The sequence below is a fragment of the Pseudoalteromonas sp. S2721 genome (genome assembly GCF_005887425.1).
GTDB classification, from domain to species: domain Bacteria; phylum Pseudomonadota; class Gammaproteobacteria; order Enterobacterales; family Alteromonadaceae; genus Pseudoalteromonas; species Pseudoalteromonas simplex.
This window is the reverse complement of the sequence record NZ_PNCZ01000002.1, coordinates 1-22,474: the sequence shown is the minus strand read 5'-3', so window position 1 is coordinate 22,474 and position 22,474 is coordinate 1. Positions and strand designations below refer to the sequence as shown.

Genomic DNA, 22,474 nt, shown 5'->3' with positions numbered 1-22,474 from the left:
TTTAGGTAACGAACGCCTCTGTTGGCCTCCAATGCCTTATCTAGCCCTAGGTAAGGCATTTTTTATATCTGCTCACTTAGTTTAGAGAGTATTAACGCATCCAAATTTTAATATCGGCTAAGCCATTGGCTTGCAGTGCGCTGAGCTGCTGATCAACATTGTTGCTTTGCTCGAACTCAAAGGCATCTAATTGCTCATCAAAGGTAATGTTTGCTACACCATCGCCACCGCGCTTTTTAACTTGATGCAGTGCGATATCGGCAAGGTTAACTGAGGTTTCCCAACCAATAACTTGGCCACCCAGTAAAGGTAACGGATAAAAAGACCAACCAATCGACGCAGTGATAGTGGTCGACTGCCCATTCGGTAATCTAAATGGGTTTGCTGCAATTGCTTCACATAAATCGGCCACATAATTGTCTATTGCTGTGCGTTTGAAATCACGTAGTAAGAGTAAAAACTCATCACCACTCCAACGGGCAACATAGTCAGAACCTTGAGTACGGCTATTCAACAAAGTCGCCATTTGCTGTAAACAGCTATCGCCTGCAAGTGGGCCATACGCATCATTAATACGGCTGAAGTTATCAAAGTTTATTATTAATAGCACTAGCGACTTACCCTGCGCTTGCAATGACTGTGAGTTACGCTGGAAGTGTTCGATATCTTTAGGGAGCTGATCAAACAAGAAGCGACGGCTACGTAAGCCCGTAAGCTCATCTGAGTGACTAACTAGCTTAAGCTGTGAGTTCACTTGGTTAAGCTTATCGTTAGCTTCTCGAAGCTCTACGGTACGTTCTGTTACTAAGCTTTCAAGCGCTAATTGCTTACGTTTCTCTTGCGCTCTAAATACCCAAAACACGAGGTAGAACAGTAAAATAAAGCTGCTGGTGATCAAAAGTCTAAAATAAATAGTCTCATCAAAACGACGCGGCACTACAAAGCTGTACTCGGTACGACGTGCTTTTTGCCAATCTTCACCACGGCGCTTTGCTTCAAGTTGGAACAAAAACGACCCCGGCGGTAAATTGGTGTAGATTGCCTCACGACGAGTATTGGCATAACGCCAGTCACTGTCTAAGCCACTTAAACGGTAACGGAACTCGATACTTGAAGGGGCATAATAATCAATCGCGGTATATTTTAACGTTACATCGCGTTCATCAATTTGTAGCTCAGGCTTATTACCTAAAGTTGCGGTACTTAAATGACGAAGCGGCGTGATCAAGCTTTCAATGCGAGGCTTAAGTGCTTGTACACCAAACAGCTCAACGCTCTTTGGTATTTCTACCACACCTTGCAGACTTGGGTACCAAATAGAGTTGCCTGTGTCTGCTACAGCATCATGGCCAAGGCCAGCACAACATTGACTGGCTTTACCATCAAGTTGACGGTCAAACGATGAGATCACTTGTTCTACTTTTAAACTTTCGATATCAGTACCAAACTGCTCTACAGGCATACGGTATACGCCTTTCATAGTACTGACCCAAATACGTTTTAATTGCTTGTCGTAAACTAGACTGAAAATAGAGCCATACGGTAGACCATCGGTGGCATCTAACTGACGCCACTGCCCTTTGGTACTGCGATAAAATAAGCCATCGTTAAGTGAACCAATTAATATTCCCACTCCTTCGATATTCAAAATACTGGTGACGTAAGCACTTTCTAAACTAGTTTGGTCGCCAATTTTTTCAATCCCGCGGTCGGTAAAGTAATAAGCTCCTTTACTGGTACCTATTAAGCCAAAATTTTGCTCATCATGAACATAAGTAATAAATTTGCTGCTTAAGAAGGCATTGTATGCAAAAGGTGTTAAACCACCATAACTTAAGCGGTACATACCGCGGCCAGTACCGAGCCAAAATCCACCTTTGCTAGAACGGCTAATTGCAAATACTGGGTTATCGCGCAGCGCTCGCCCAGGCACCGTATACAGGTTTTGGTTTTCGTAATAAAACACACCGCGGCCTGTTGCGATGTACAAACGATCTCCATCAAATTGTAAGTCGTGCACTGCTGCTCGACCAAACTGATTACTCGGAATTTGATTTACAAAATTCTTGTTGTAGTCGAAGTAGCCAACACCGCTACGGTTAGCCACCCATAATTTGCCATCAGGCGCTTGGCTAATCGCCATCACCGCTTCGGTCATATTTGAGATAGCTGAGTGACGTTCAATACGCCCTTCGTGAGCAAGCCATAAGCCTTCACTGAAGCTTGCCAGCCAAATGTTATTTTGATTGTCACGGAAAATATCGGCAAACCAAATGCTTTGATCGAGCTGGCTAGGTTCAACCCATTGCCAATCTCCTGAATTATTACGGAATAATAAGCGTCCATAAGTAGAGATCCATAGCGCGCCATCGGAGTCGCTCATAAACTTATAAACGGCAGAGTTACTGGCATTTGGCAGTGGGAATGGACGCAGCTCGTCATCTAAATCAAGAAAGTAGGCACCAAGCTCTGATGCAAGATACAAGTTACCTTCAAGCCACGCCATATCATGAATAATGGTTTGTGCTAAACGCTCAGGTAATGAAACCTTGGCAGTAAGCTCTAATCGTAATTTAGCAAAATCAGAAGAGGTATTAGTTAAACGCAATAAATGACGCTCATTGACCAGCCAAATGCCTTCTGGCGACAACGCCATTTGGCTCACTGAACCCACAATTTGCGTAATAGCAGTGGCATTAGATACAGGTACAATTAACGCGGAGTTTTGATTGAGTGTGACTTGATTTCGAGCAACATAATAAAGGCCATTCGCTGCAATCCAAATACTGCCTTTGGAATCTTCGAGAATATCGCGAACCGGACCTTTAACGTTAAAGGTTTGCGACATCATAGTTTTAGGATCAAGTGTTACCAAGCCATTTTTGGTACCAACCCAAAGTAACCCTGTGCTATCAACTAAGAGCTTATTAATACCATTACTTGGCAGGAAATCGCTGTTTTGCGTATTAAAGTTAGTGAAGGTATTACCATCAAAGCGGCTTAAGCCAAACTGAGTACCCAGCCACATATAGCCTTGCTCATCTTGAGCAATACTTTTTAATGATTGCGATGGCAAGCCATTTTGGATGTTCCACTGTTTGACGACATAGTCAGTAATAGATGCAAACGCAGGCATGCTGCAAAGCATCAACAAACAGACAACTAGAAATCGCATCATATACTTGCCACCAAGTAACACTTAACTCATCGTTTAAAAAGGCAAATAGCCTGCTTTAAACAAGGCTTGAACACAAATTAATGAAAAAACACCTGCTAAAATATCATCAGCCATGATGCCCAAGCCCCCGTGTAAACGTCTATCTAAAATTCTGATAGGACCTGGTTTAGCGATATCAAAAAAGCGGAACAATAAAAAACCAACCAACAGTGACTGCCAACTCAGTGCAGCACCAATCATGGTGATATAATAACCAGCAACTTCATCCCAAACAATGGCTGGATGATCATGCACACCTAAGTCATCTGCTGTTTTACCACATGCCCAAATACCAAACACGCTGATCACGACAGCAAATACAATTTGTAACCAAAGCGGAAAATACATTGTGGTGAAAATAAATGGCAAGGCAGCAAAGGTACCAAAGGTGCCTGGCGCTTTAGGGGCAAGGCCTAAGCCAAAACCCAGACCAAAAAATTGGTGTGGGCGTTTTAAATTGAATAAACGGTTACTGCTCAAACCGGCTCCTTTGTAAAGTGCTGAAAGCCTTTTCCTTGGTAGTTAAACTTTTCGCCGTCAAGCAATAGCTCAATCTCACCTTCGCCACTTTTAATTTGACCTACACAGCTTGCTTCTACACCATATTGGCGCAGTTTCATATCAACCATGCTTTTATTGCTTTCTGGCACAGTAAACAGCAACTCATAGTCGTCACCGTAATTTAAGATATAGTCAAATTGCTCAGCACGTGGAATCGACGAATTTAATGCATCAGAAACAGGCACTTTATCAACATTGATCACCGCACTAACTTGCGATAGCGCTAAAATATGGCCTAAATCAGCTAATAAGCCATCGGAGATATCAATTGCTGAAGAGGCTGCGCCTCGCAAAACTTGCCCCGCTGCTACACGTGGCGTCGGATAATCAAAGCGATTATTTAAATAGCTTAAATGTTCAGGGGCGATATCGAGGCCTTGTTTACGAGCCTCAATGGCTACACCAGCATCACCTAATGGACCAGTTACATAAATCCAATCGCCCACTTTTGCACCGCTACGGCGCAGTGCTTTGCCTTCAGGCACGATGCCTTTAGCACAAATCGTAATAGTTAAAGGACCTTGAGTGGTATCACCACCAATGATTTGCACATTGAAGTACTCTGCAATTTCATGCATGCCTTCAGTGAACTCTTCAAGCCACTCTATATTTGCTTCAGGCAAAGTTAGGCCTACCGAAATCCACGTAGGTTCAGCGCCCATTGCCGCAAGATCACTTAAATTAACAGCCAAAGCTCGATGCCCAAGAGCACGCGCAGAGATGTCATCAAAAAAGTGTACGCCCGCAACTAAGGTATCTGTTGTTACCGCTAATTGACAGTTTTCAGGCACAGTTACTAAGGCACAATCGTCACCAATACCTAGGTTCACATCACGGCGAATAATGCCACGGCCCTTAAAGTAACGATTGATTAATTCAAATTCCTTCATACACAAAAAAGCCGGCCCAAGCCGGCTCTCCTTTACGGGGTTACTTACTTACGCAGTTCTTTCACTGCTTTATCAAGTACACCGTTGACAAATTTATGGCTGTCTTCAGCACCAAACATCTTAGCCAACTCAATGCCTTCATTGATTGCCACTTTGTAAGGTACGTCTTCACGGAATTTCAGCTCATAGCCAGACAGACGTAAAATTGCTTTTTCGACCATGTCTAACTCATCAGCTGGGCGTGCTAAATGTGGTGCAACGATTTCATCTAATTGCTTACAGTTAACAACAACACCGCGTGCTAGGTCTTTGAAATATTCGACGTCGATCTTAGTCACATCATTTTCAATTAACATTTGCTGTTCAATATCAGCAATTGGGTTGCCGCTTAACTGCCAAGAGTATACGGCTTGAAGTGCTAAGATACGTGCTTTACGTCTTGCTGCTGGTTTCACAGAGATTCCTTAAACTTAAATTTTGTCTAACACATTAACCATTTCAAGCGCACCTAAAGCAGCTTCGCCGCCTTTATTACCCATTTTGGTACCTGCGCGCTCAATTGCTTGCTCAATGCTTTCAGTGGTTAATACGCCAAATGCAACCGGGATATCGTACTCAAGAGATACTTGTGCAAGACCTTTGTTTGATTCGCCAGCGACTAAATCAAAGTGTGGCGTACCACCTCTGATCACGACACCTAGAGCGATGATTGCATCGTGTTCTTTCTTTGCTGCAACGCGTTTCGCTGCTAAAGGTAATTCAACGGCACCTGGTACGTAAACAACAGTAATGTCGTCTTCAGAAACACCACCAGTGCGCTTAAGCTCATCAACAGCACCTGCTAATAGGCTGCTACCAATAAAGTCATTAAAGCGAGAAATGACAATGGCAAATTTTTTGCCCGGTGCGTATTTGTTACCTTCAATAATTTTCATTTAATAACCCTAAAAAATAAGTTTAAGCGGTTGCGATTGCGCAAAAATTACGGCGCATAATACCACAAAAATATAAAAGTAGCCTAGTAAATCTATTTTCCCAAATTAAGAGCGAGGCTCAACATAGTCAACCACTTCTAAGTGGAAACCAGATAGCGCGTGGTACTTCTTAGGACGGCTCATTAAGCGCATCTTTTCAATACCTAAATCAGCCAAAATTTGCGAACCAACACCCACAGTACGCGAGGTACCTTGGAATTTACGATGACTGACATTTTCGCCCGCATCTTCAGCGGCAAAGGCTTTAACGGTTGCTTCTAAATCTTCAGTTGATTCTTGTTTACCTAAAATAACCAGCACGCCGTTATGCTCAGCGATATAAGCCATAGCATCTGATAAGCCCCAGCTACGATCAGCACTTCTATCTGATAATAGAATATCGTTAAAGGTGCTTTGTAAGTGAACTCGTACTAACGTTGGCTCATCTTTCGATACTTCACCTTTTTGTAAAACATAGTGAAGCTGACCATCAATTGTGTCTTTGTAGGTCACTAAATCAAACTCACCATGATCCGTTGGTAGTTTACATTTAGCAACACGCTCAATGGTGGTTTCGTTTAGGTTTCGGTATTCGATTAAATCTGCAATAGTGCCAATCTTTAAGTCATGCTCTTTAGCAAATACTTCAAGATCTGGGCGACGGGCCATAGTGCCATCTGCATTTAGAATTTCAACAATCACAGATGAAGGTTCAAGACCTGCTAAACGTGCTAAATCACAACCCGCTTCAGTATGACCAGCACGTGTTAACACGCCACCAGGCTGCGCCATAATTGGGAAAATATGCCCTGGCTGTACGATATCGCTCGGTACGGCACCTTTAGCGATTGCGGCTTGTACGGTACGTGCGCGGTCGGCTGCTGAAATACCTGTAGTTACGCCTTTCGCCGCTTCAATCGACATAGTGAAGTTAGTTGAAAAAGCTGCACCATTATTTTTAACCATCAGTGGTAATTCTAACTGCTGACAACGCTCTTGTGTCATTGTTAAACAAATTAAACCACGGCCGTGTGTTGCCATAAAGTTGATGGCATCAGCACTGATATGTTCTGCCGCGATAATTAAATCGCCTTCATTTTCTCGGTCTTCATCGTCCATTAAAATAACCATTTTACCGGCTTTAATGTCATCGATAATTTCTTGCGCGCTGTGTAAATTCATAATGTGCCCATGAGAGTATGATTAATAGTGACGTATCTTTGCTTACTTAATAAAGCCAGCTTGTGCGAGCAAGCTCATTGATATGTCTGAACGGGAAGGTTGTTCAGCCCCTTTAATTAGGCGCTCTAAATAGCGAGCAATCTGGTCAACTTCTAAGTTCACCTGAGTACCCACCTGAAATTCTGCAATCGTTGTTTGCTCAGCAGTATGCGGAACAATCGTTAGCTTAAAGCGATTTTGTTCAACCTCGTTGACGGTTAGGCTAATGCCATCAATACACACCGAGCCTTTGTACGGAATGTACTTCATTAAATCATTGTCAGTACTTAACCAATACTCAGTTGCACGAGCATTAGGACTAATACTTTCGACAGTCGCAATACCATCAACATGGCCTGACACTAAGTGCCCACCTAGGCGAGAAACCGGTTGCATAGCTTTTTCGAGGTTAACTGTTTGCCCTTTTTTATAATGTGCAAACCCAGTTAAGCTAATTGTTTCGTTTGATAAGTCAGCACTAAAACCATCGCTATGTTTAGCGACAACCGTTAAACACACACCATTGGTGGCAATACTGTCACCGAGCTTGACGTCTTCCATATCCAAATTAGCGCTTTGAATACGAATAGCTAGATCACCTTGTTTTTGTGATAGTTCAACGATTTTACCTGTTGCTTCAATAATTCCAGTAAACATAGTGCTACTCTTTATTTTCAATTTTTGTGGCTTGCTTTGCTTTTGTCGCTGTTAAGCGAATATCGTCGCCAATCATCACTGTATCAGTAAAGGTCAGTTCAGTGATATCACTCATCATGGTGACTTCTGCAAAGTTTAGTAAGCTTTTGCCCATATCACCTATTAACTTAGGGGCAATATAAACAATGTATTCGTCAATTAAATCTTGCTCGGCAAACACCCCTGCAAGGGTTGCTCCCGCTTCGAGCCAAATATGATTAAATTGCAGTTCAGCAAGACGCTTTAAAACCGCCGATAAATCAACTTTATTGTTAACTGCTGGCACCACTTCGTGTTTAACAAAGTGAGGCCACTTGGTGTGATTATCAAGCGAAGTGGTAAAAATTATTACCGGGCTCTCGATGCTGAATAACGCAAGCTCAGGCGTTAACCTGTTTTGTGAGTCAATAATGATTCGGGTTGGTTGGCGCAAAGGCAACGAGGTTGGCATGGTAAATGGCAACTCATCAACACGGACATTAAGTTTTGCATTATCAGTAATAACGGTGTCTGCACCGGTTAAGATAGCGCAGCTTTGCGCACGAAATGCTTGCACATCTTGGCGCGCTTGAGGGCCTGTTATCCATTTACTTTGACCGTTATTTAGCGCAGTTTTACCATCTAAACTACACGCCATTTTACAGGTTACATATGGCAACCCAGTTTCCATACGCTTTAAAAAGCCTTTGTTTAAGTCGCGCGCTTGTTGCTCAAGTAAGCCAGATGCCACACTAATACCAGCGTCAGCTAAAATCTGCAGGCCGCGACCACTTACCGCAGGGTTTGGGTCAACCATAGCAGCAATCACCTTGCTTACACCCGCAGCTTTTAAACCTTCGGCACAAGGCGGAGTGCGTCCATAATGACTACAAGGCTCTAAAGTGACATAGGCAGTGGCGCCCTTTGCTTTATCGCCAGCTACAGCCAACGCATTCACTTCAGCATGGCCCTGCCCTGCGATTTGATGAAACCCTTCGCCGACTATTTCGTCATCTTTAACCAGTACACAGCCAACATTCGGGTTTGGCGTGGTAGTAAAACGGCCGTGTTTAGCAAGCTCAATGGCACGCGCCATATAAACAGTATCAAGTTCTGTAAACGACATGATTAATCACCTAAACGAGCGATTTCTTCTCCAAACTCGCGAATGTCTTCAAATGAACGATAAACCGACGCAAAGCGCACATAGGCTACTTTGTCGAGTTTTTTCAGCGACTCCATGATGCATTCGCCAATTAAGTGGCTAGAGATTTCACGCTCACCGGTAGCACGAAGTTGAGATTTAATGATGTTAACGACTTCGTCGACCTGCTCAGTGCTCACTGGGCGTTTCTCTAAAGCGCGATGCAAGCCATTCAGTAACTTGTCTTCGTTAAATGGTTCGCGGCTACCGTCTTGCTTGATGACTCTTGGCATCACAAGTTCAGCGCCTTCAAAGGTGGTAAAGCGCTCATGGCATTCGTTACATTCACGTCGACGTCTCACTTGGTGACCACCGCCAACAAGTCGAGAATCAATTACTTTAGTATCTTTTGCGGTGCAAAAAGGGCAATGCATAGGGTTCTAGTTCCGTTTATAAAAAACAAAAAGGCCGCTTAGTAAGCGGCCTTTATGATAGCAAAAAACAACGCTATTGTTATCTTAATTACGGTTTAACCAGTAATTAAGCGTAAACTGGTAATTTTTTACAGATAGCTTTAACTTTCTCTTTTACTTCTGCTTGTACTGACTCATCGTTGATGTTGTCTAGTACGTCACAGATCCAGCCAGCAAGCTCTTTTGACTCAGCTTCTTTGAAACCACGGCGAGTAATAGCCGGAGAACCAATACGAAGACCAGACGTTACGAACGGTGAACGTGGGTCGTTTGGTACTGAGTTTTTATTTACAGTGATGTTAGCGTTACCTAGAGCAGCGTCAGCATCTTTACCTGTGATATCTTTATCGATTAGGTCTAGAAGGAATAAGTGGTTGTCTGTTTTACCAGAAACAACTTTGTAGCCACGCTCTTGCAGTACTTCAACCATAGCTTGAGCGTTCTTAACAACTTGTGCTTGGTACGCTTTGAATTCTGGTTGTAAAGCTTCTTTGAAAGCAACCGCTTTAGCAGCGATGATGTGGCATAAAGGACCACCTTGACCGCCAGGGAAAACGGCGCTGTTTAGCTTTTTGTAGATCTCTTCATCACCACATGCAGAAACGATTAGACCGCCACGAGGACCCGCTAATGTTTTGTGAGTTGTTGTTGTAACAACGTGTGCGTGAGGGATTGGACTTGGGTATACACCCGCTGCGATAAGACCAGCAACGTGAGCCATATCTACGAATAAGTATGCGCCAACTTTATCAGCGATTTCACGGAATTTAGCCCAGTCAACAACGCCTGAGTATGCAGAGAAACCAGCGATGATCATTTTTGGCTTGTGCTCTAATGCAAGCGCTTCAACTTGAGCATAATCAATTTCACCTGTTTCGTCGTTTAGGCCGTATTGAATTGCATTGTACGTTTTACCAGAAAAGTTAACGTGTGAACCGTGAGTTAAGTGACCACCATGAGCTAAGCTCATACCCAGTACTGTATCGTGCGGCTGAAGAAGTGCTTGGAAAACAGCTGCGTTTGCTTGTGAGCCCGCATGCGGTTGAACGTTAGCGTAATCTGTGCCGAATAATTCGTTTGCACGGTCAATTGCTAATTGCTCAACAACATCAACATGCTCACAACCGCCATAGTAACGTTTGCCTGGATAACCTTCAGCGTATTTGTTGGTAAGCTGAGAACCCTGCGCTTCAAGTACGCGTGGGCTACAATAGTTTTCAGACGCGATCAGTTCGATGTGCTCTTCTTGACGAGCCGTCTCTTTAGTGATGGCTGCAAATAACTCTGGATCGAAATCCGAAATATTCATGCTACGTTCTAACATGGGGTCTCCTAAGGCAACGTGTATGGTGTTTTTTGAAGGCTGTATTGTACGCTTAAAACGCACTTTTGCCTATCTTGTAAAGATGAACATATTTAAACAGGGATTGAATTTATTTCACAGTGTTTTAATAATGATATTTTTTTATTGATACATAATAAAAATTTATAGATTTAAAATATTCCATAGATATTTAAAATGTTATTTCAACGAAAAACCGCCCGATTAAATTGCGTTTTTATAGGGACAAACTAAGCTTATAGGACTAGTCAATATCAAGGATGGTATAAGTACATGTTAGCTAAACCAATATACGAATTCGTCCCCTACGGATACTTTTTTCTTGGCATAAGCTGTATCGCATTGGCAAATAATTATGTACCAACTCTCATAGGTGTAATCTTATTTTTATTAGGTGCTAATATTTGGCGGATGCGTTCAGAAGCCAGAAGAACCGATCATTCAAGCCAGCGTGTTAAACAAAAAAAACGTCGCTATTACTATGAATTTAAACCCTTTATCATTTTTATTTCGGCTTTCACCTTGATGCAATGGACGCACAGTGAACTCGTCTCGATGATCAGTATTTTGCTGTGTATTTCGGCCGGGGTCATTCTTATCATGCGGGTTTTAAACCGACATAGTCACTCGTTACTTCATTAAAGGCTTCATTAAAAGACTGCATTAAAAAGAGCGGCTTAGCCGCTCTTTATACCTTTATTAAGCACTAAGCTAATTTATTTAACAGCTCAGTTCGAAGCAATTGATAATCAAACTTAATATCTTCAGCCAAACAGTCATTTGCTAGCGCATCAGCAAGCGGTTTTGGCATAGGTAGTTCGATGTCTAAAATTTGCTCTACGCTGTCTTTAAATTTAGCTGGGTGTGCAGTCGCTAAAAAGATACCTGCACTGCCATCAGCTAGATTTTCTTTCAAGCCCTGATAAGCAATTGCAGTATGAGGCTCTGCGATGTAACCTGTTTGATGAATTTTTTTCATCACTTCTTTTGTTTCTTCTTCACCAACACAGCTTGAATAAAAGTCATTATAACTAAACCATTCGTTATCCAACATAAACTGAACACGCGGCCAGTTATTCGGCTTACTTACATCCATCGCGTTCGATAGTGACTCAAGCGTATCATTCGGTGCCCACTCTTTATTTTGTAAGAAACGTGGCACCGTGTCGTTTTGGTTAGTTGTAGCGCTTAATTTCGCTACTGGCATACCAAGCACAGCACCGATCATCGCGGCACACACATTACCAAAGTTACCACTTGGGACTGAGATATGCGCTTTACTACGCTGCTCTTTTGGTAATTGAGCAATCGCTTCAAAGTAATAGCAAACCTGTGCAACTAAACGACTGATGTTGATTGAGTTAGCAGAGTTTAGACCTAGCTTTTGTTTCACTTCATCATCTAAAAACGCCTGTTTTACCATGCTTTGGCAATCATCAAAGCTACCATCAACCGCATAGCAGTGAATGTTGTTGCCTAACGTTGTGAATAGCTTTTGCTGCGCTAATGAAATTTTACCTTTCGGGTATAAGATCACGACATCGATATTTGGCTTATTATAAAATGCATGGGCAACTGCAGCCCCTGTATCGCCTGATGTAGCCGTTAAAATCGTGACTTTTTCACCCTGATTAAATTGCGCAAGACACTCAGCCATAAAACGGCCACCAAAGTCTTTAAACGCAAGCGTTGGGCCATGAAATAATTCAAGGCAATAAATATCTTTTTCTACTTCAACTAATTTCACATCAAAGTTAAACGCATTTTGCACCATCTGTGCAACGGTATCGGCAGGAAGCTCGTCACCAATCAGGTGCGATAAAATCTTACTGCTACGGCTCACAAAGTCTAAATCAAGTAACTTATCAATGTCTTGAATTGGTGTAAGGCTATTAGGGAAGAATACACCTTGATTACGCCCTAAACCCGTTTTTACCGCTTCAACAAACGACACCTGTTGTGTTTCATCTTTTAAATTATGTAATTGCATGTTTATTCCTTAAATTCTTTAAAGCTGTCGTGTGCCAAGCTGATCAAGTTGGCAGATGTGGCAGAAGCCCTGCTCATTGATGTAATTATCATTCAGCCAAGCTGCACACTGCTTAGCAGCTTCCAGGCTCTTACACACGGTAAATAATGTTGGGCCAGCACCAGAAATACTGACAATCTCTGCACCAAGCTCTGGCAAGGCACTCTTTGCTTCGGCAAAGCCTTGAATGAGCGGTGCGCGATGTGGCTCAGCGATTTCATCACTCATAATGGAAAGCGCTGCGTCAAAGCGACCTGTAAGCAATAAGCTGCTAAATGCAGAAAGTCGCTGTGCGAACTCAACACTGTCGTGCATTGATAATTGCGTTGGCAAGACCGAACGCGCTTTTGCGGTATTCAGTGAAAATCCCGGAAAAGCCGCTACGTAATACCATTGATTATCAACAGGTAACGAAATTGACTTGTTCGGAATGAGTTCACCAGTTAATTGCAAGCCACCTAAATAACAGGGTGTGATGTTATCGTAATGACGACCGCCACTAACAATGGCTTCAAAATCAGCCATCAACTCGATAAGTTGCTCTTGAGATAAGTTGGTTTCAGCGAACTTATCAAGGGCTGCAAACGCAGCCACCACAGAACAGGCACTCGAACCTAAACCTGAACCAATTGGTAGGTTCTTTTTAAGCTCAAGTTTTACCGCTGGCATAGTCGGTGCAACGTGTTCTTTAAAATGAATTAAACATTGATAAGCCAAGTTTTCTTCAGCATTAGCAGGCAGTTTGTGGGCATAGTCGCCAGAGCAGACAAAAGTATCTTGCTCAGCGGCACTCACCTCTACAACATCGCCTAATAAGGTGCCATCGATTGGTGCTAGCGCAGCACCTAACGCATCAAAGCCTACAGCAAAATTCCCGATTGAAGCGGGTGCATATACACGGATCATGACCAGCTCCTAACGTGTTAACGTTTTTAAAATGTCGGCAAATACACCTGCAGCCGTTACTTCAGCACCTGCGCCATAACCACGAATAACAAACGGACGAGGTTGATAATATTGACTTAAGATGGCCAGTGCATTTTCACCGTCACGGATATCATAAAGAGCATGGTTACTATCTACGGCTTCAATGCCTACTTTACATTGACCGTTTTCAATAGTACCCACATAACGAAGTACTTTACCTTCGCTTGCAGCACTTTGTATACGGTCGTTAAACTGTGCATCAAGTGATGGTAGTTTTGCCATGAAATCTGCTACAGAATCACCTTCTGCAAACCCTTTTGGTAAAACAGATTCAACTTCGATATCGCTTAGTTCTAACTCAAGACCCGATTCACGAGCAATGATCAGTAGTTTTCGAGCAACATCAGTGCCTGATAAATCATCACGCGGATCTGGTTCTGTAAAACCACTTTCTTTTGCTTTTAACGTGGCTTCGCTAAGTGATAAACCATCTTGTAGCGCACCAAACATATACGATAATGAACCCGACAAGATACCGCTGAACTTAATAAGCTCATCACCGGCACCAAAGAGTGATTTCAGGTTATCAAGTACTGGTAAGCCTGCACCTACGTTTGTTTCGTATAAAAACTTACGATTATTCTTCTGTGTCGCTGCAACTAAATCTTGGTAGTAAGCATACGAGCTAGTATTGGCCTTTTTGTTTGCCGCAACAACGTGGAAACCGGCATTCAAGAAATCAACATATTGCCCAGCAAGCTTATCGGCTGAGCTACAATCTACGATCACAGGGTTAATTAAATGGTTTTGTTTAACAAATTGCTCGACCAAATTTAAATCAAATGCCTGCTCTGACACGGCTAATTTGTCTTGCCAACCATCAAAAGCAATGCCTTCGCTATCTAGATAAAGCTGCCTTGAATTAGCAACACCGTACAAGTTCAGTTTAATATTACGTTTTTCAAGCCATGCTTGTTGACGCTTTAACTGCTGGATAAGTTCTTGACCTACTAAGCCACAGCCAAGTAAAAACACATCGATTGAAGGAATGTGAGTAAAGAAGTTCTCATGGCACACTTTCACTGCGTCGTTGCATAGTTCACCATCGATAACCGCTGAAATAGCACTCTCAGTCGAGTCTTGTGCAATAGCAACAATGTTAACCTGCGCTTGAGCTAATGAAGCAAAGAACTTAGCTGCTAAGCCTTTGTGCGCACGCATGTTATCACCAACTAGGGTTACAATCGCAAGGTTACGCTGTACTTGAACTGGTTCGATTAAACCGGCTTGTGATTCTAATTCGAAAGCAGTTTGTAATGCTTCTAGAGCAAGTGATAGGTCGCTCTCATGCACACAGAAACTGATACTAAATTCACACGAAGATTGTGTGATTAGTACAATTGACACATTGTCATGCGCCAATGCATTAAATACTTTTGATGCCATACCCACTTTGCCTTTCATACCTGGGCCAGACACCGTTAACATAGCGAGGTTTTGTAAACTTGATAGCGCTTTAACAGGCTCGTTCGACACACTGTCGTTACTGATCACTGAACCTTCAGCACGTGGGTTATGAGTATTTTTGATCTCGCACGGCACACCTGCTTTAGCACAAGGTAAAATCGTTTTCGGGTGCAATACTTTCGCACCAAAGTAAGACAGCTCCATTGCTTCTTTATAAGATAACGAATCAACCTTAGATGCTTTTTTGATATAACGCGGGTCAGCATTGTAAACACCGTCAACATCAGTCCAGATCTGGCATACATCAGCTTCTAAACATGCCGCAGCTATTGCTGCTGAGTAATCTGAACCATTGCGACCAAGTGTTGTTAGTTCTCCCTGCTCATTGGCAGCAGTGAAACCCGGCATGATATAAATAGTGCTCGGTGCTGCTTTTAATGCAGCTTGAAAACGTAACTTACTTGCGGCCAAGTCAGCTTCAGCATCAATGTAGCCACCTACAGATGCAATACAGTCTGTTGCTTCTAAATAACGAGCATTACTTTCTTTAAGCATACACTCCATCAAGGCAACACTAACGCGCTCACCAAAACTAATTGCATAAGCACGTACTTGGTCTGGGCAACACTTCAAAAGTGCAACACCATCCAGTTTATTCTTAAGTTCGTTTAAATCAGGCCAATTCACTACCTGACCAAAGTCAGCTTCAACAGCAGCTTTTAATTGTTCACAGCGCGCAACCAATGCTTGCCATAACTCTCTAAAATCTTGCCCCTGCTCTGCAGCGCTTGCTAATGCAACTAATGAATCTGTCATGCCACCTGGTGCTGACAGCACTAACAGCATTTCATCGCGTAATTCTTCTTTGACTAACTGAGCTACCTGTTGCAAACATGCGTAGTCGGCCAAGGACGACCCACCAAATTTTAATACTCGCATTATTTATGTTTCCTCATTCCATAAACGAAAAAGGCCTGTGTTCTAGTGAACACAGGCCTATAAATTTGTTGCACCGACCTATGCCACTATCCCGTAAGGATGATGGTTGTAATAATAATGGTCGTTGCGTGATTAAATGTTTTCATAGCCTTTAGACTGCCTTAAATGTAGCCAAGCTGTCAACCCTTAAAGAAAAGATAAATTATGCACTTTTGTTATACAAAAGATTAATGAATACCAAATTTATGCAAAGTTGCTTTCAGTCGAACAATATCTATCGGCTTATCGATGAAATCAATGGCTCCCAAACTAGCTACTTTTTGCTTCATTTGCGCTTGAATATCAGCTGAAATAACTATAACAAAGCACTCTATTTTCTCTGCTTTGATCGTTTCAAGTACAGCAACACCATCTAGCTCTGGCATAGTTAAATCCAAACACAATAGATCAAAGTTTTGCTCGCGTAGTAAAGCAAGTGCTTCTCGACCATTGGTTGCTTGTTGAATATCAGCACTTAAACAGTTACCTAAGCACCGAACTACTTGTTTGCGAGCTATACTTGAATCATCACAAACCAGTATTGAAAAATTAGGGTTATTCATGAATATAAAAATCTTCGCTGTAGCAAATACAACATCTAAAAAGGCTAAAGTAAAAGACGAGCGAAATTTATAACACACTTTTATTGGTGCAGTAAGGTTAAGTTTTTTTAAAAAATAGTAACAATTTATAAATACTCCAGTAAAAAAGGATTTATTTATTTATTTTTAACCGTTTATTAGCTAACTTTAGAACTAATTGAATGTATTACAAATGTAACCAAGGAGCTATGGGTATTCTATGTTACAGAAAAGCCTATCAAAAGAATTGTTAACAAATGTGCTCTCGGTCTACTTCTTACTCACTTTTGTAGTGACCTGTGGGCAGGTTATTGCTGAATATGTAAACACTAAAGATTACATTCGTGACGAATTAACCACTTTACAAAAAACATTTAGCCGTAGTTTAACCCGTGCAATTTGGGAACTTAACGATAAACAAACCATCACAACAGCTGAAGGCTTACTCGCAATTCCTATGATCGAAGGCATTATTGTGCGCGATGATAGTGGCGAGGTACTCTCACAATTAGGTCGCTCATTAGATATTCACGAGCTATATAGCCAGCAGTTAGTGCAAGAAGAAGCGATAATTGAAGATACACCATCCGGTTTATTCGGCTATACATTTCCGCTTATTTTTGAGTTTTCGGGTAAAACAACTCAAGTAGGCGATGTAACCTTATTCTCAAGCCGAGAAGTGGTATTTAGCCGCATCATGATCTCTATTTATTTTCTAATCGGTAACGCAATGATCAAAACCACCTTTTTGATCATACTTTTCTTACTAGCATTTAGAAAACGCTTAACTGAACCACTTGCGCAATTTACAGAACAAATTGAAGATCTTGAACTAAACGATTTAGAAGGCCGCCATATCGAGATCCACACAACTGAACACAACGAATTAAAAGTAATGGAAGAATCTTTTAACCGTTTAATAGATAAAGTTGTTCTCTACCGAGAAGAGCTGGAACATACTCAGAAAGAGCTTGTACTTAGTAATGAAAAACTCGACCAACATAATTTACAGTTAGAGCAAGAAGTCGCGCGCAAAACATCTAACCTTAGCCAAGCGATGATGGATTTGCAGCAACAGAAATATGAATTAGAAAAACAAAAGCTAACACTGACTGAAGAGATAGACCTTCGTAAACAAACTGAACAAGAACTCATAACCAAGCAAACTGAGTTACAGCGCTATGTTGATGAGTTGAACTTAGCACAGGAGCGCCTAGTCGGCTCCGAGAAAATGGCTGCTTTAGGCGGCTTAGTTGCAGGTATTACCCATGATGTAAATACACCAATCGGGATTGGTGTGACTGCGACTTCATTTTTACAAGAACGTTTAGATCAGATTGAAGCGGCATACAAAGAAAAAACCCTATCACCAAAAGCGCTTGAAGAGTTTATTAATGACGCCAAGCAAAGCACTAGCTTACTTACTAGTAATTTAGACCGTGCATCAGAGTTGGTTGCAAGTTTCAAACAAATTGCAGTCGATCAAGCCAGTGAAGCAGTACGTACTATTAATTTCAAAGAGTATTTAGGTGAAGTGATCCGCTCTTTACATCCAAAACTAAAGAAAACATCTCATCATATCAATTTAGATTGCCCTGAAGATTTAACACTCAACCTGCCAGCAGGCGCTATTAGCCAAATTTTTACAAACTTGATCATGAACGCACTTATTCATGGCTTTGAAGGTATTGAAAGTGGCATCATAGATATCATAATTAAAGACGAAGAAGATGAAGTCGTTATCGACTTTAAAGATAATGGTAATGGTGTATCCGAACATCAGCTAGAAAAACTGTTTGACCCGTTCTTCACAACCAAGCGTGATCAGGGTGGCAGTGGGTTAGGTACTCATATCACTTTAAACTTAGTGAAGCAAACCCTTGGCGGTGATATAGAAGTAACAAGCGAAGTTGGAAAAGGCTTGCATTACCATATTAGTTTCCCAAAAAACATGCCTAAACCGCTCTCAATGTTTAACTCATAAGCAATTCGTACTGATGGCGAAATGATTCATTTCGGCATCAGTTTTTTATTGTTATGATTGGGCAAATTTATTGAAAGGATTAGCCTAATTATGTGGTTTAGTAACCTTATCTGTTACCGTTTTAAACAAGACGTTTCATACTCTCAAGAAGACTTCGACAAAGCCCTAGAACAAGATCTGTTCCGCTCATGTACAGGCCAAGAGCTTTCAACATTTGGTTGGACAAAAGCCTTTGGTAAGCATGGTCAAACTCTATCTCACTTCTCTCAAGACAGCATTTTAGTATGCGCTAAGCGTGAAGAAAAAGTACTGCCTGCGGCCGTTATCAACGAATTGGTTGCAGAGAAAGTTGAGCAAATCGAAGCGGAAGAAAACCGTCCGGTAAAGAAAAAAGAAAAAGACGAACTAAAAGAAAATATTCTGCACACTTTACTGCCTCAAGCATTTAAAAAGTCGAGCCTACAGTTTGCGTTTATTGACCAAAAGAATGGCTGGGTTGTCGTTAACAGCGCAAGCTTTAATAAAGCAGAAGAGCTTTTAGCCCTACTTCGTAAATCACTTGGCACGCTACCTGTCGTACCTGCATTTGCTAATTATGATTTAGATGTATTTTTAACAGATTGGTTAACTAATTTCAGCACTCCTGAAGGCTTCTCTATCGGTAACGATGCAGAGCTTGAAGAAGCCGATGACAGTGGTGCTCAGGTTAAATTGAAAGGCCATGACTTATCATGTGACGAAGTAAAGTCACACCTAGAAAATGGTAAGCGCGTAACTAAACTGGCTCTTGATTGGCAAGAACGCGTTAAGTTCATGCTACAAAACGATGGTTCGATTAAGCGTCTAAGCTATTCAGAAACATTAAAAGAAGAAAACGCCGACATTCCAAAAGAAGATATGGCGGTAAAACTTGATGCTGACTTCATCTTAGCGTCAGAAGAAATTAAACAGTTGCTAGAAGAGCTGACCCAAGGCTTAGGCGACGCTGAAGATTTATAAAATTAACCTAAATGTTAATTAACACAAAGCGCGACTTGGTCGCGCTTTGTGTTTTTAGCTATTCAGTAAAAATGGCTTTGACCTCATCAAGCATATCGTGATATTCGTCTTCATTAAATAACTCAAGCGATTCTATTACGCCTTTATCTACATATGTTTGCAATGCTGCCGATTTGTCAGAAACCTGCAAGATGCCTTCTAAAATCGCGCCAATACGAATAAAGTCAACATAGCATATATGCTCTGGACGATAGTTTGGATTTGCCCAGCTTTCAGCAACTTCGACGAACTCATCAGTAAAGCCCCAAGCACGCATAATTGCGCCACCTACTTTGCCTCCTAACTTTTGGATAGCGTGTGCCAAAAAACTTGGATTTGCAAAAACTTCAGGGTGCTTTTCAGCCTCAGTCAAAATTGGCAACACGCCTATGTTATAGACTAATGAAGCTAGCGTAATGGTATCTCGGTTCAGTGATGTTTGCTTATTTCGACGTAAGAAAAAGTCCATTAGAGTAATTGAGTGACATGCAACTTTAAGGGTTTTTTGCCATGCTTTATCCATATACCCTTTTATCAGCTCATTATGCGATACAAACAATTGCTCCATCGCCATTGCGGTGGCAATATTTTTGATTTGACGTAGACCAATTCGTGTGACGGCTTGATGAAGATTGGTGACTTTAACTGAGCGCCCCATAAATGCACTGTTGGCCACTTTAATCATTCGTGCCGATAACGCTGGATCATGGGAGATAACATCTGCCATATCCATCAAGTTTACTTCTGGGTTATCTGCTGCTTGCCTCACTTTTACTGCAACTTCAGGTAATGTCGGTAACACTAAAGTGTCATTATTTATTCTGTCGACCAATATGGTCAGTAATGCATTCTCTGTTGACATATGCGTGCCATCCTCTTGGGTTAGTTTGCCAAAATAAAGACAAACTAATGACTGACATTATTAGATTAGTTCTTGTTTTAGTATTGTCTAACTTAACGCTAAAGTTAAGAAAATCACAGAAATTATCTCTTTTTATGCTTTTTAATCATGTAACTGATAAATAAATATCGCTTCTAGCGCTGTATACTTGCCATGTATATGGCAGGTTTGCTTTAATGCATACACTTTTTGTTTTAATAACAATGACTCTCACTAAAATCGGGAACGGGCAAAATGACATTAAATAAAATTAGCCAAGCACTTATCTTATCAGGTGCTGTTTTTCTTGGTGCATGTTCTGATCAGCAAGCAACCACTTCTCAAACTCAGCCTGCTGCAGAGCAAACAAAGCAAAGTATTGAACAGAACAACCCACAACTTATCAATGCAGATGAAAACCGTTTAGACATTTACACAGACTTCACACTTACTTCTGATCTTAGCCACCTGAGTGATAACCAAAAGCAAATGGTTGGTAAGTTGATCGATGCCTCAAAAATTATGGATGAGCTATTCTGGCGCCAAGCATTTGGTGAGAACAAAGACGCTTTCTTAGCAAAAATTAATGATGAAAAAGTTCAGAAGTTTGCAGATATCAACTACGGCCCTTGGGATCGCTTAAACGGCGACCAAGTTTTCTTATCAGGTTATGAAGAAAAGCCTCTAGGCGCTGAATTTTACCCAAGCGATATCACTAAAGAAGAATTAAACAACGCAATCGTTGATGACAAAACAGGTCTTTACTCAGTGATCAAACGTGACGAGAAAGGCCTTCTTTACAGTGTGGCTTACTCTGTTGAGTACGCACAAGAGCTAGAAAAAGCAGCCAACTTGTTACGTGAAGCAAGCAAGCTCGCTGATGATAAAGAATTCGCTAACTACTTAAGCATGCGTGCAGATGCACTAGTAAATGATGACTTTCAACCATCTGATTTTGCATGGATGGATATGAAAAATAACCCTATTGACGTGGTTATTGGTCCTATTGAAACCTATGAAGATCAACTATTTGGTTACCGTGCGGCGTATGAATCTTATGTACTAATCAAAGACTTGGCATGGAGCGAGCGTTTAGCTAAATTCGCTGCTTTCTTACCTGAGCTACAAAAAGGTTTACCTGTAGACGAAAAATATAAGCAAGAAGTCCCAGGTTCAGACGCTGACCTAAATGCTTATGATGTCGTTTATTACGCAGGCCACTCAAATGCGGGTAGTAAAACAATTGCTATCAACTTGCCAAATGATGAGCAAGTACAGCTAGAAAAAGGCACACGTCGTTTACAGCTTAAAAACGCAATGCGTGCTAAGTTCGATAAAATCTTAGTGCCTATTTCAGAACAGCTAATTGTTCCTGAGCAACGTAAACACATTACCTTTGACGCTTTCTTCGCAAACACGATGTTCCACGAAGTAGCGCACGGTTTAGGCATTAAAAACACCATTACGGGTAAGGGTACTGTTCGCCAATCATTGCAAGAGCATGCAAGTGCCCTTGAAGAAGGTAAAGCGGATATCTTAGGTCTTTACATGGTTGAGCAATTACTTAAGAAAGGCGAGATCACTGACGGTACATTAGAAGATTACTACATCACCTTTATGGCTGGTATCTTCCGTTCAGTGCGTTTTGGTGCTTCAAGCGCACATGGTAAAGCGAATATGATCCGCTTTAACTTCTTCGCTGAAGAAGGCGCATTTTCTAAAAATGCTGACGGCTTATACAGCGTTAACATGGAGAAAATGAGCCAAGCAATGGAAAAACTATCGCGCTTAATCTTAACGATTCAAGGTGACGGTGATTACCAAAAAGTTGATCAGCTAATCGCAACTCATGGTGAGATCAAAGCAGAGCTAGCGAAAGATTTAGAAAAATTAAGCCAAGCTAATATCCCTGTTGATGTTACTTTCAAACAAGGCAAAGAAGTATTAGGCCTTTAATACCAGCCTTGTCTGATATAAAAAACGCTGCAATTGCAGCGTTTTTTATTATTCTCGTGCGACAAAACTTAATCCATATTTGCTATTCAGCTGGACTATATCACCACTAATCAACATCTTATTTAACTCTGAATTAA

Annotated in this window: 19 protein-coding genes; 4 read left to right on the top strand and 15 right to left on the bottom strand. The window is 41.5% G+C overall.

All coding sequences use genetic code 11. The features are described 5' to 3' along the window. Positions 1 to 91: 91 nt before the first annotated feature. The 10 genes from CWC02_RS00465 to glyA all read right to left on the bottom strand — a co-directional run bounded on the left by CWC02_RS00465 (position 92) and on the right by glyA (position 10,479). A complete protein-coding gene (locus CWC02_RS00465) occupies positions 92 to 3,178 on the bottom strand; it encodes a ligand-binding sensor domain-containing diguanylate cyclase (RefSeq protein ID WP_138600412.1) in 3,087 nt (1,028 codons plus the stop codon). A gap of 33 nt (positions 3,179 to 3,211) precedes the next feature. Further along, a complete protein-coding gene (locus CWC02_RS00460) occupies positions 3,212 to 3,697 on the bottom strand; it encodes a phosphatidylglycerophosphatase A family protein (RefSeq protein WP_054552569.1) in 486 nt (161 codons plus the stop codon). Beyond that, on the bottom strand, positions 3,694 to 4,668 hold the full coding sequence (gene thiL, locus CWC02_RS00455) for a thiamine-phosphate kinase (RefSeq protein WP_054552570.1): 975 nt from the start codon (positions 4,666 to 4,668) through the stop codon (positions 3,694 to 3,696). The genes CWC02_RS00460 and thiL overlap by 4 nt, the downstream gene beginning before the upstream one ends. Positions 4,669 to 4,712: 44 nt before the next feature. Continuing rightward, a complete protein-coding gene (gene nusB, locus CWC02_RS00450) occupies positions 4,713 to 5,123 on the bottom strand; it encodes a transcription antitermination factor NusB (protein WP_054552571.1) in 411 nt (136 codons plus the stop codon). A gap of 15 nt (positions 5,124 to 5,138) precedes the next feature. Further along, positions 5,139 to 5,603, bottom strand: a complete 465-nt coding sequence (ribH, locus tag CWC02_RS00445; RefSeq protein WP_054562661.1) for a 6,7-dimethyl-8-ribityllumazine synthase — start codon at positions 5,601 to 5,603, stop codon at positions 5,139 to 5,141. 105 nt (positions 5,604 to 5,708) lie between these two features. Further along, positions 5,709 to 6,824, bottom strand: coding sequence for a bifunctional 3,4-dihydroxy-2-butanone-4-phosphate synthase/GTP cyclohydrolase II (ribBA, locus tag CWC02_RS00440; protein ID WP_138615817.1), 1,116 nt, complete (start codon positions 6,822 to 6,824; stop codon positions 5,709 to 5,711). 42 nt (positions 6,825 to 6,866) lie between these two features. Then, entirely contained in the window at positions 6,867 to 7,520 is a 654-nt protein-coding gene (locus CWC02_RS00435) for a riboflavin synthase (protein ID WP_138615814.1), read from the bottom strand. 4 nt (positions 7,521 to 7,524) lie between these two features. Next, the gene (gene ribD / locus CWC02_RS00430; RefSeq protein WP_138615812.1) at positions 7,525 to 8,664 is read right to left on the bottom strand and encodes a bifunctional diaminohydroxyphosphoribosylaminopyrimidine deaminase/5-amino-6-(5-phosphoribosylamino)uracil reductase RibD; all 1,140 of its coding nucleotides are present in this window, start codon (positions 8,662 to 8,664) and stop codon (positions 7,525 to 7,527) included. 2 nt (positions 8,665 to 8,666) lie between these two features. Continuing rightward, complete coding sequence (gene nrdR, locus CWC02_RS00425; protein ID WP_054552576.1) at positions 8,667 to 9,116, bottom strand: transcriptional regulator NrdR; 450 nt, start codon at positions 9,114 to 9,116, stop codon at positions 8,667 to 8,669. Positions 9,117 to 9,222: 106 nt separating this feature from the next. Next, a complete protein-coding gene (gene glyA, locus CWC02_RS00420) occupies positions 9,223 to 10,479 on the bottom strand; it encodes a serine hydroxymethyltransferase (protein ID WP_054552577.1) in 1,257 nt (418 codons plus the stop codon). A gap of 360 nt (positions 10,480 to 10,839) precedes the next feature. Between glyA and CWC02_RS00415 the strand changes: the two genes are divergently transcribed. Next, on the top strand, positions 10,840 to 11,139 hold the full coding sequence (locus CWC02_RS00415) for a hypothetical protein (protein WP_138615810.1): 300 nt from the start codon (positions 10,840 to 10,842) through the stop codon (positions 11,137 to 11,139). Between the two features lie 64 nt (positions 11,140 to 11,203). Here CWC02_RS00415 and thrC read toward each other — a convergent pair whose 3' ends face one another. The 4 genes from thrC to CWC02_RS00395 form a co-directional block, all read right to left on the bottom strand. Next, a complete protein-coding gene (gene thrC / locus CWC02_RS00410) occupies positions 11,204 to 12,487 on the bottom strand; it encodes a threonine synthase (protein WP_138615808.1) in 1,284 nt (427 codons plus the stop codon). 18 nt (positions 12,488 to 12,505) lie between these two features. Then, positions 12,506 to 13,432, bottom strand: a complete 927-nt coding sequence (gene thrB, locus CWC02_RS00405) for a homoserine kinase (protein WP_138615806.1) — start codon at positions 13,430 to 13,432, stop codon at positions 12,506 to 12,508. 9 nt (positions 13,433 to 13,441) lie between these two features. Next, the gene (gene thrA, locus CWC02_RS00400) at positions 13,442 to 15,859 is read right to left on the bottom strand and encodes a bifunctional aspartate kinase/homoserine dehydrogenase I (RefSeq protein ID WP_138615804.1); all 2,418 of its coding nucleotides are present in this window, start codon (positions 15,857 to 15,859) and stop codon (positions 13,442 to 13,444) included. A gap of 227 nt (positions 15,860 to 16,086) precedes the next feature. Further along, the gene (locus CWC02_RS00395; RefSeq protein ID WP_054552581.1) at positions 16,087 to 16,461 is read right to left on the bottom strand and encodes a response regulator; all 375 of its coding nucleotides are present in this window, start codon (positions 16,459 to 16,461) and stop codon (positions 16,087 to 16,089) included. Between the two features lie 238 nt (positions 16,462 to 16,699). On the opposite strand from CWC02_RS00395, the gene CWC02_RS00390 reads away from it, so the two are divergent. Next, positions 16,700 to 18,463, top strand: coding sequence for a sensor histidine kinase (locus CWC02_RS00390; protein ID WP_054552582.1), 1,764 nt, complete (start codon positions 16,700 to 16,702; stop codon positions 18,461 to 18,463). Between the two features lie 90 nt (positions 18,464 to 18,553). After that, a complete protein-coding gene (gene rdgC / locus CWC02_RS00385) occupies positions 18,554 to 19,462 on the top strand; it encodes a recombination-associated protein RdgC (protein WP_054552583.1) in 909 nt (302 codons plus the stop codon). Positions 19,463 to 19,520: 58 nt separating this feature from the next. Here rdgC and CWC02_RS00380 read toward each other — a convergent pair whose 3' ends face one another. Next, positions 19,521 to 20,363 (bottom strand): HDOD domain-containing protein, encoded by an 843-nt coding sequence (locus CWC02_RS00380; protein ID WP_054552584.1) that lies wholly within the window; start codon positions 20,361 to 20,363, stop codon positions 19,521 to 19,523. 273 nt (positions 20,364 to 20,636) lie between these two features. On the opposite strand from CWC02_RS00380, the gene CWC02_RS00375 reads away from it, so the two are divergent. Next, positions 20,637 to 22,337 (top strand): DUF8614 domain-containing protein, encoded by a 1,701-nt coding sequence (locus tag CWC02_RS00375; RefSeq protein ID WP_138600398.1) that lies wholly within the window; start codon positions 20,637 to 20,639, stop codon positions 22,335 to 22,337. The last annotated feature ends 137 nt before the right edge of the window (positions 22,338 to 22,474 follow it).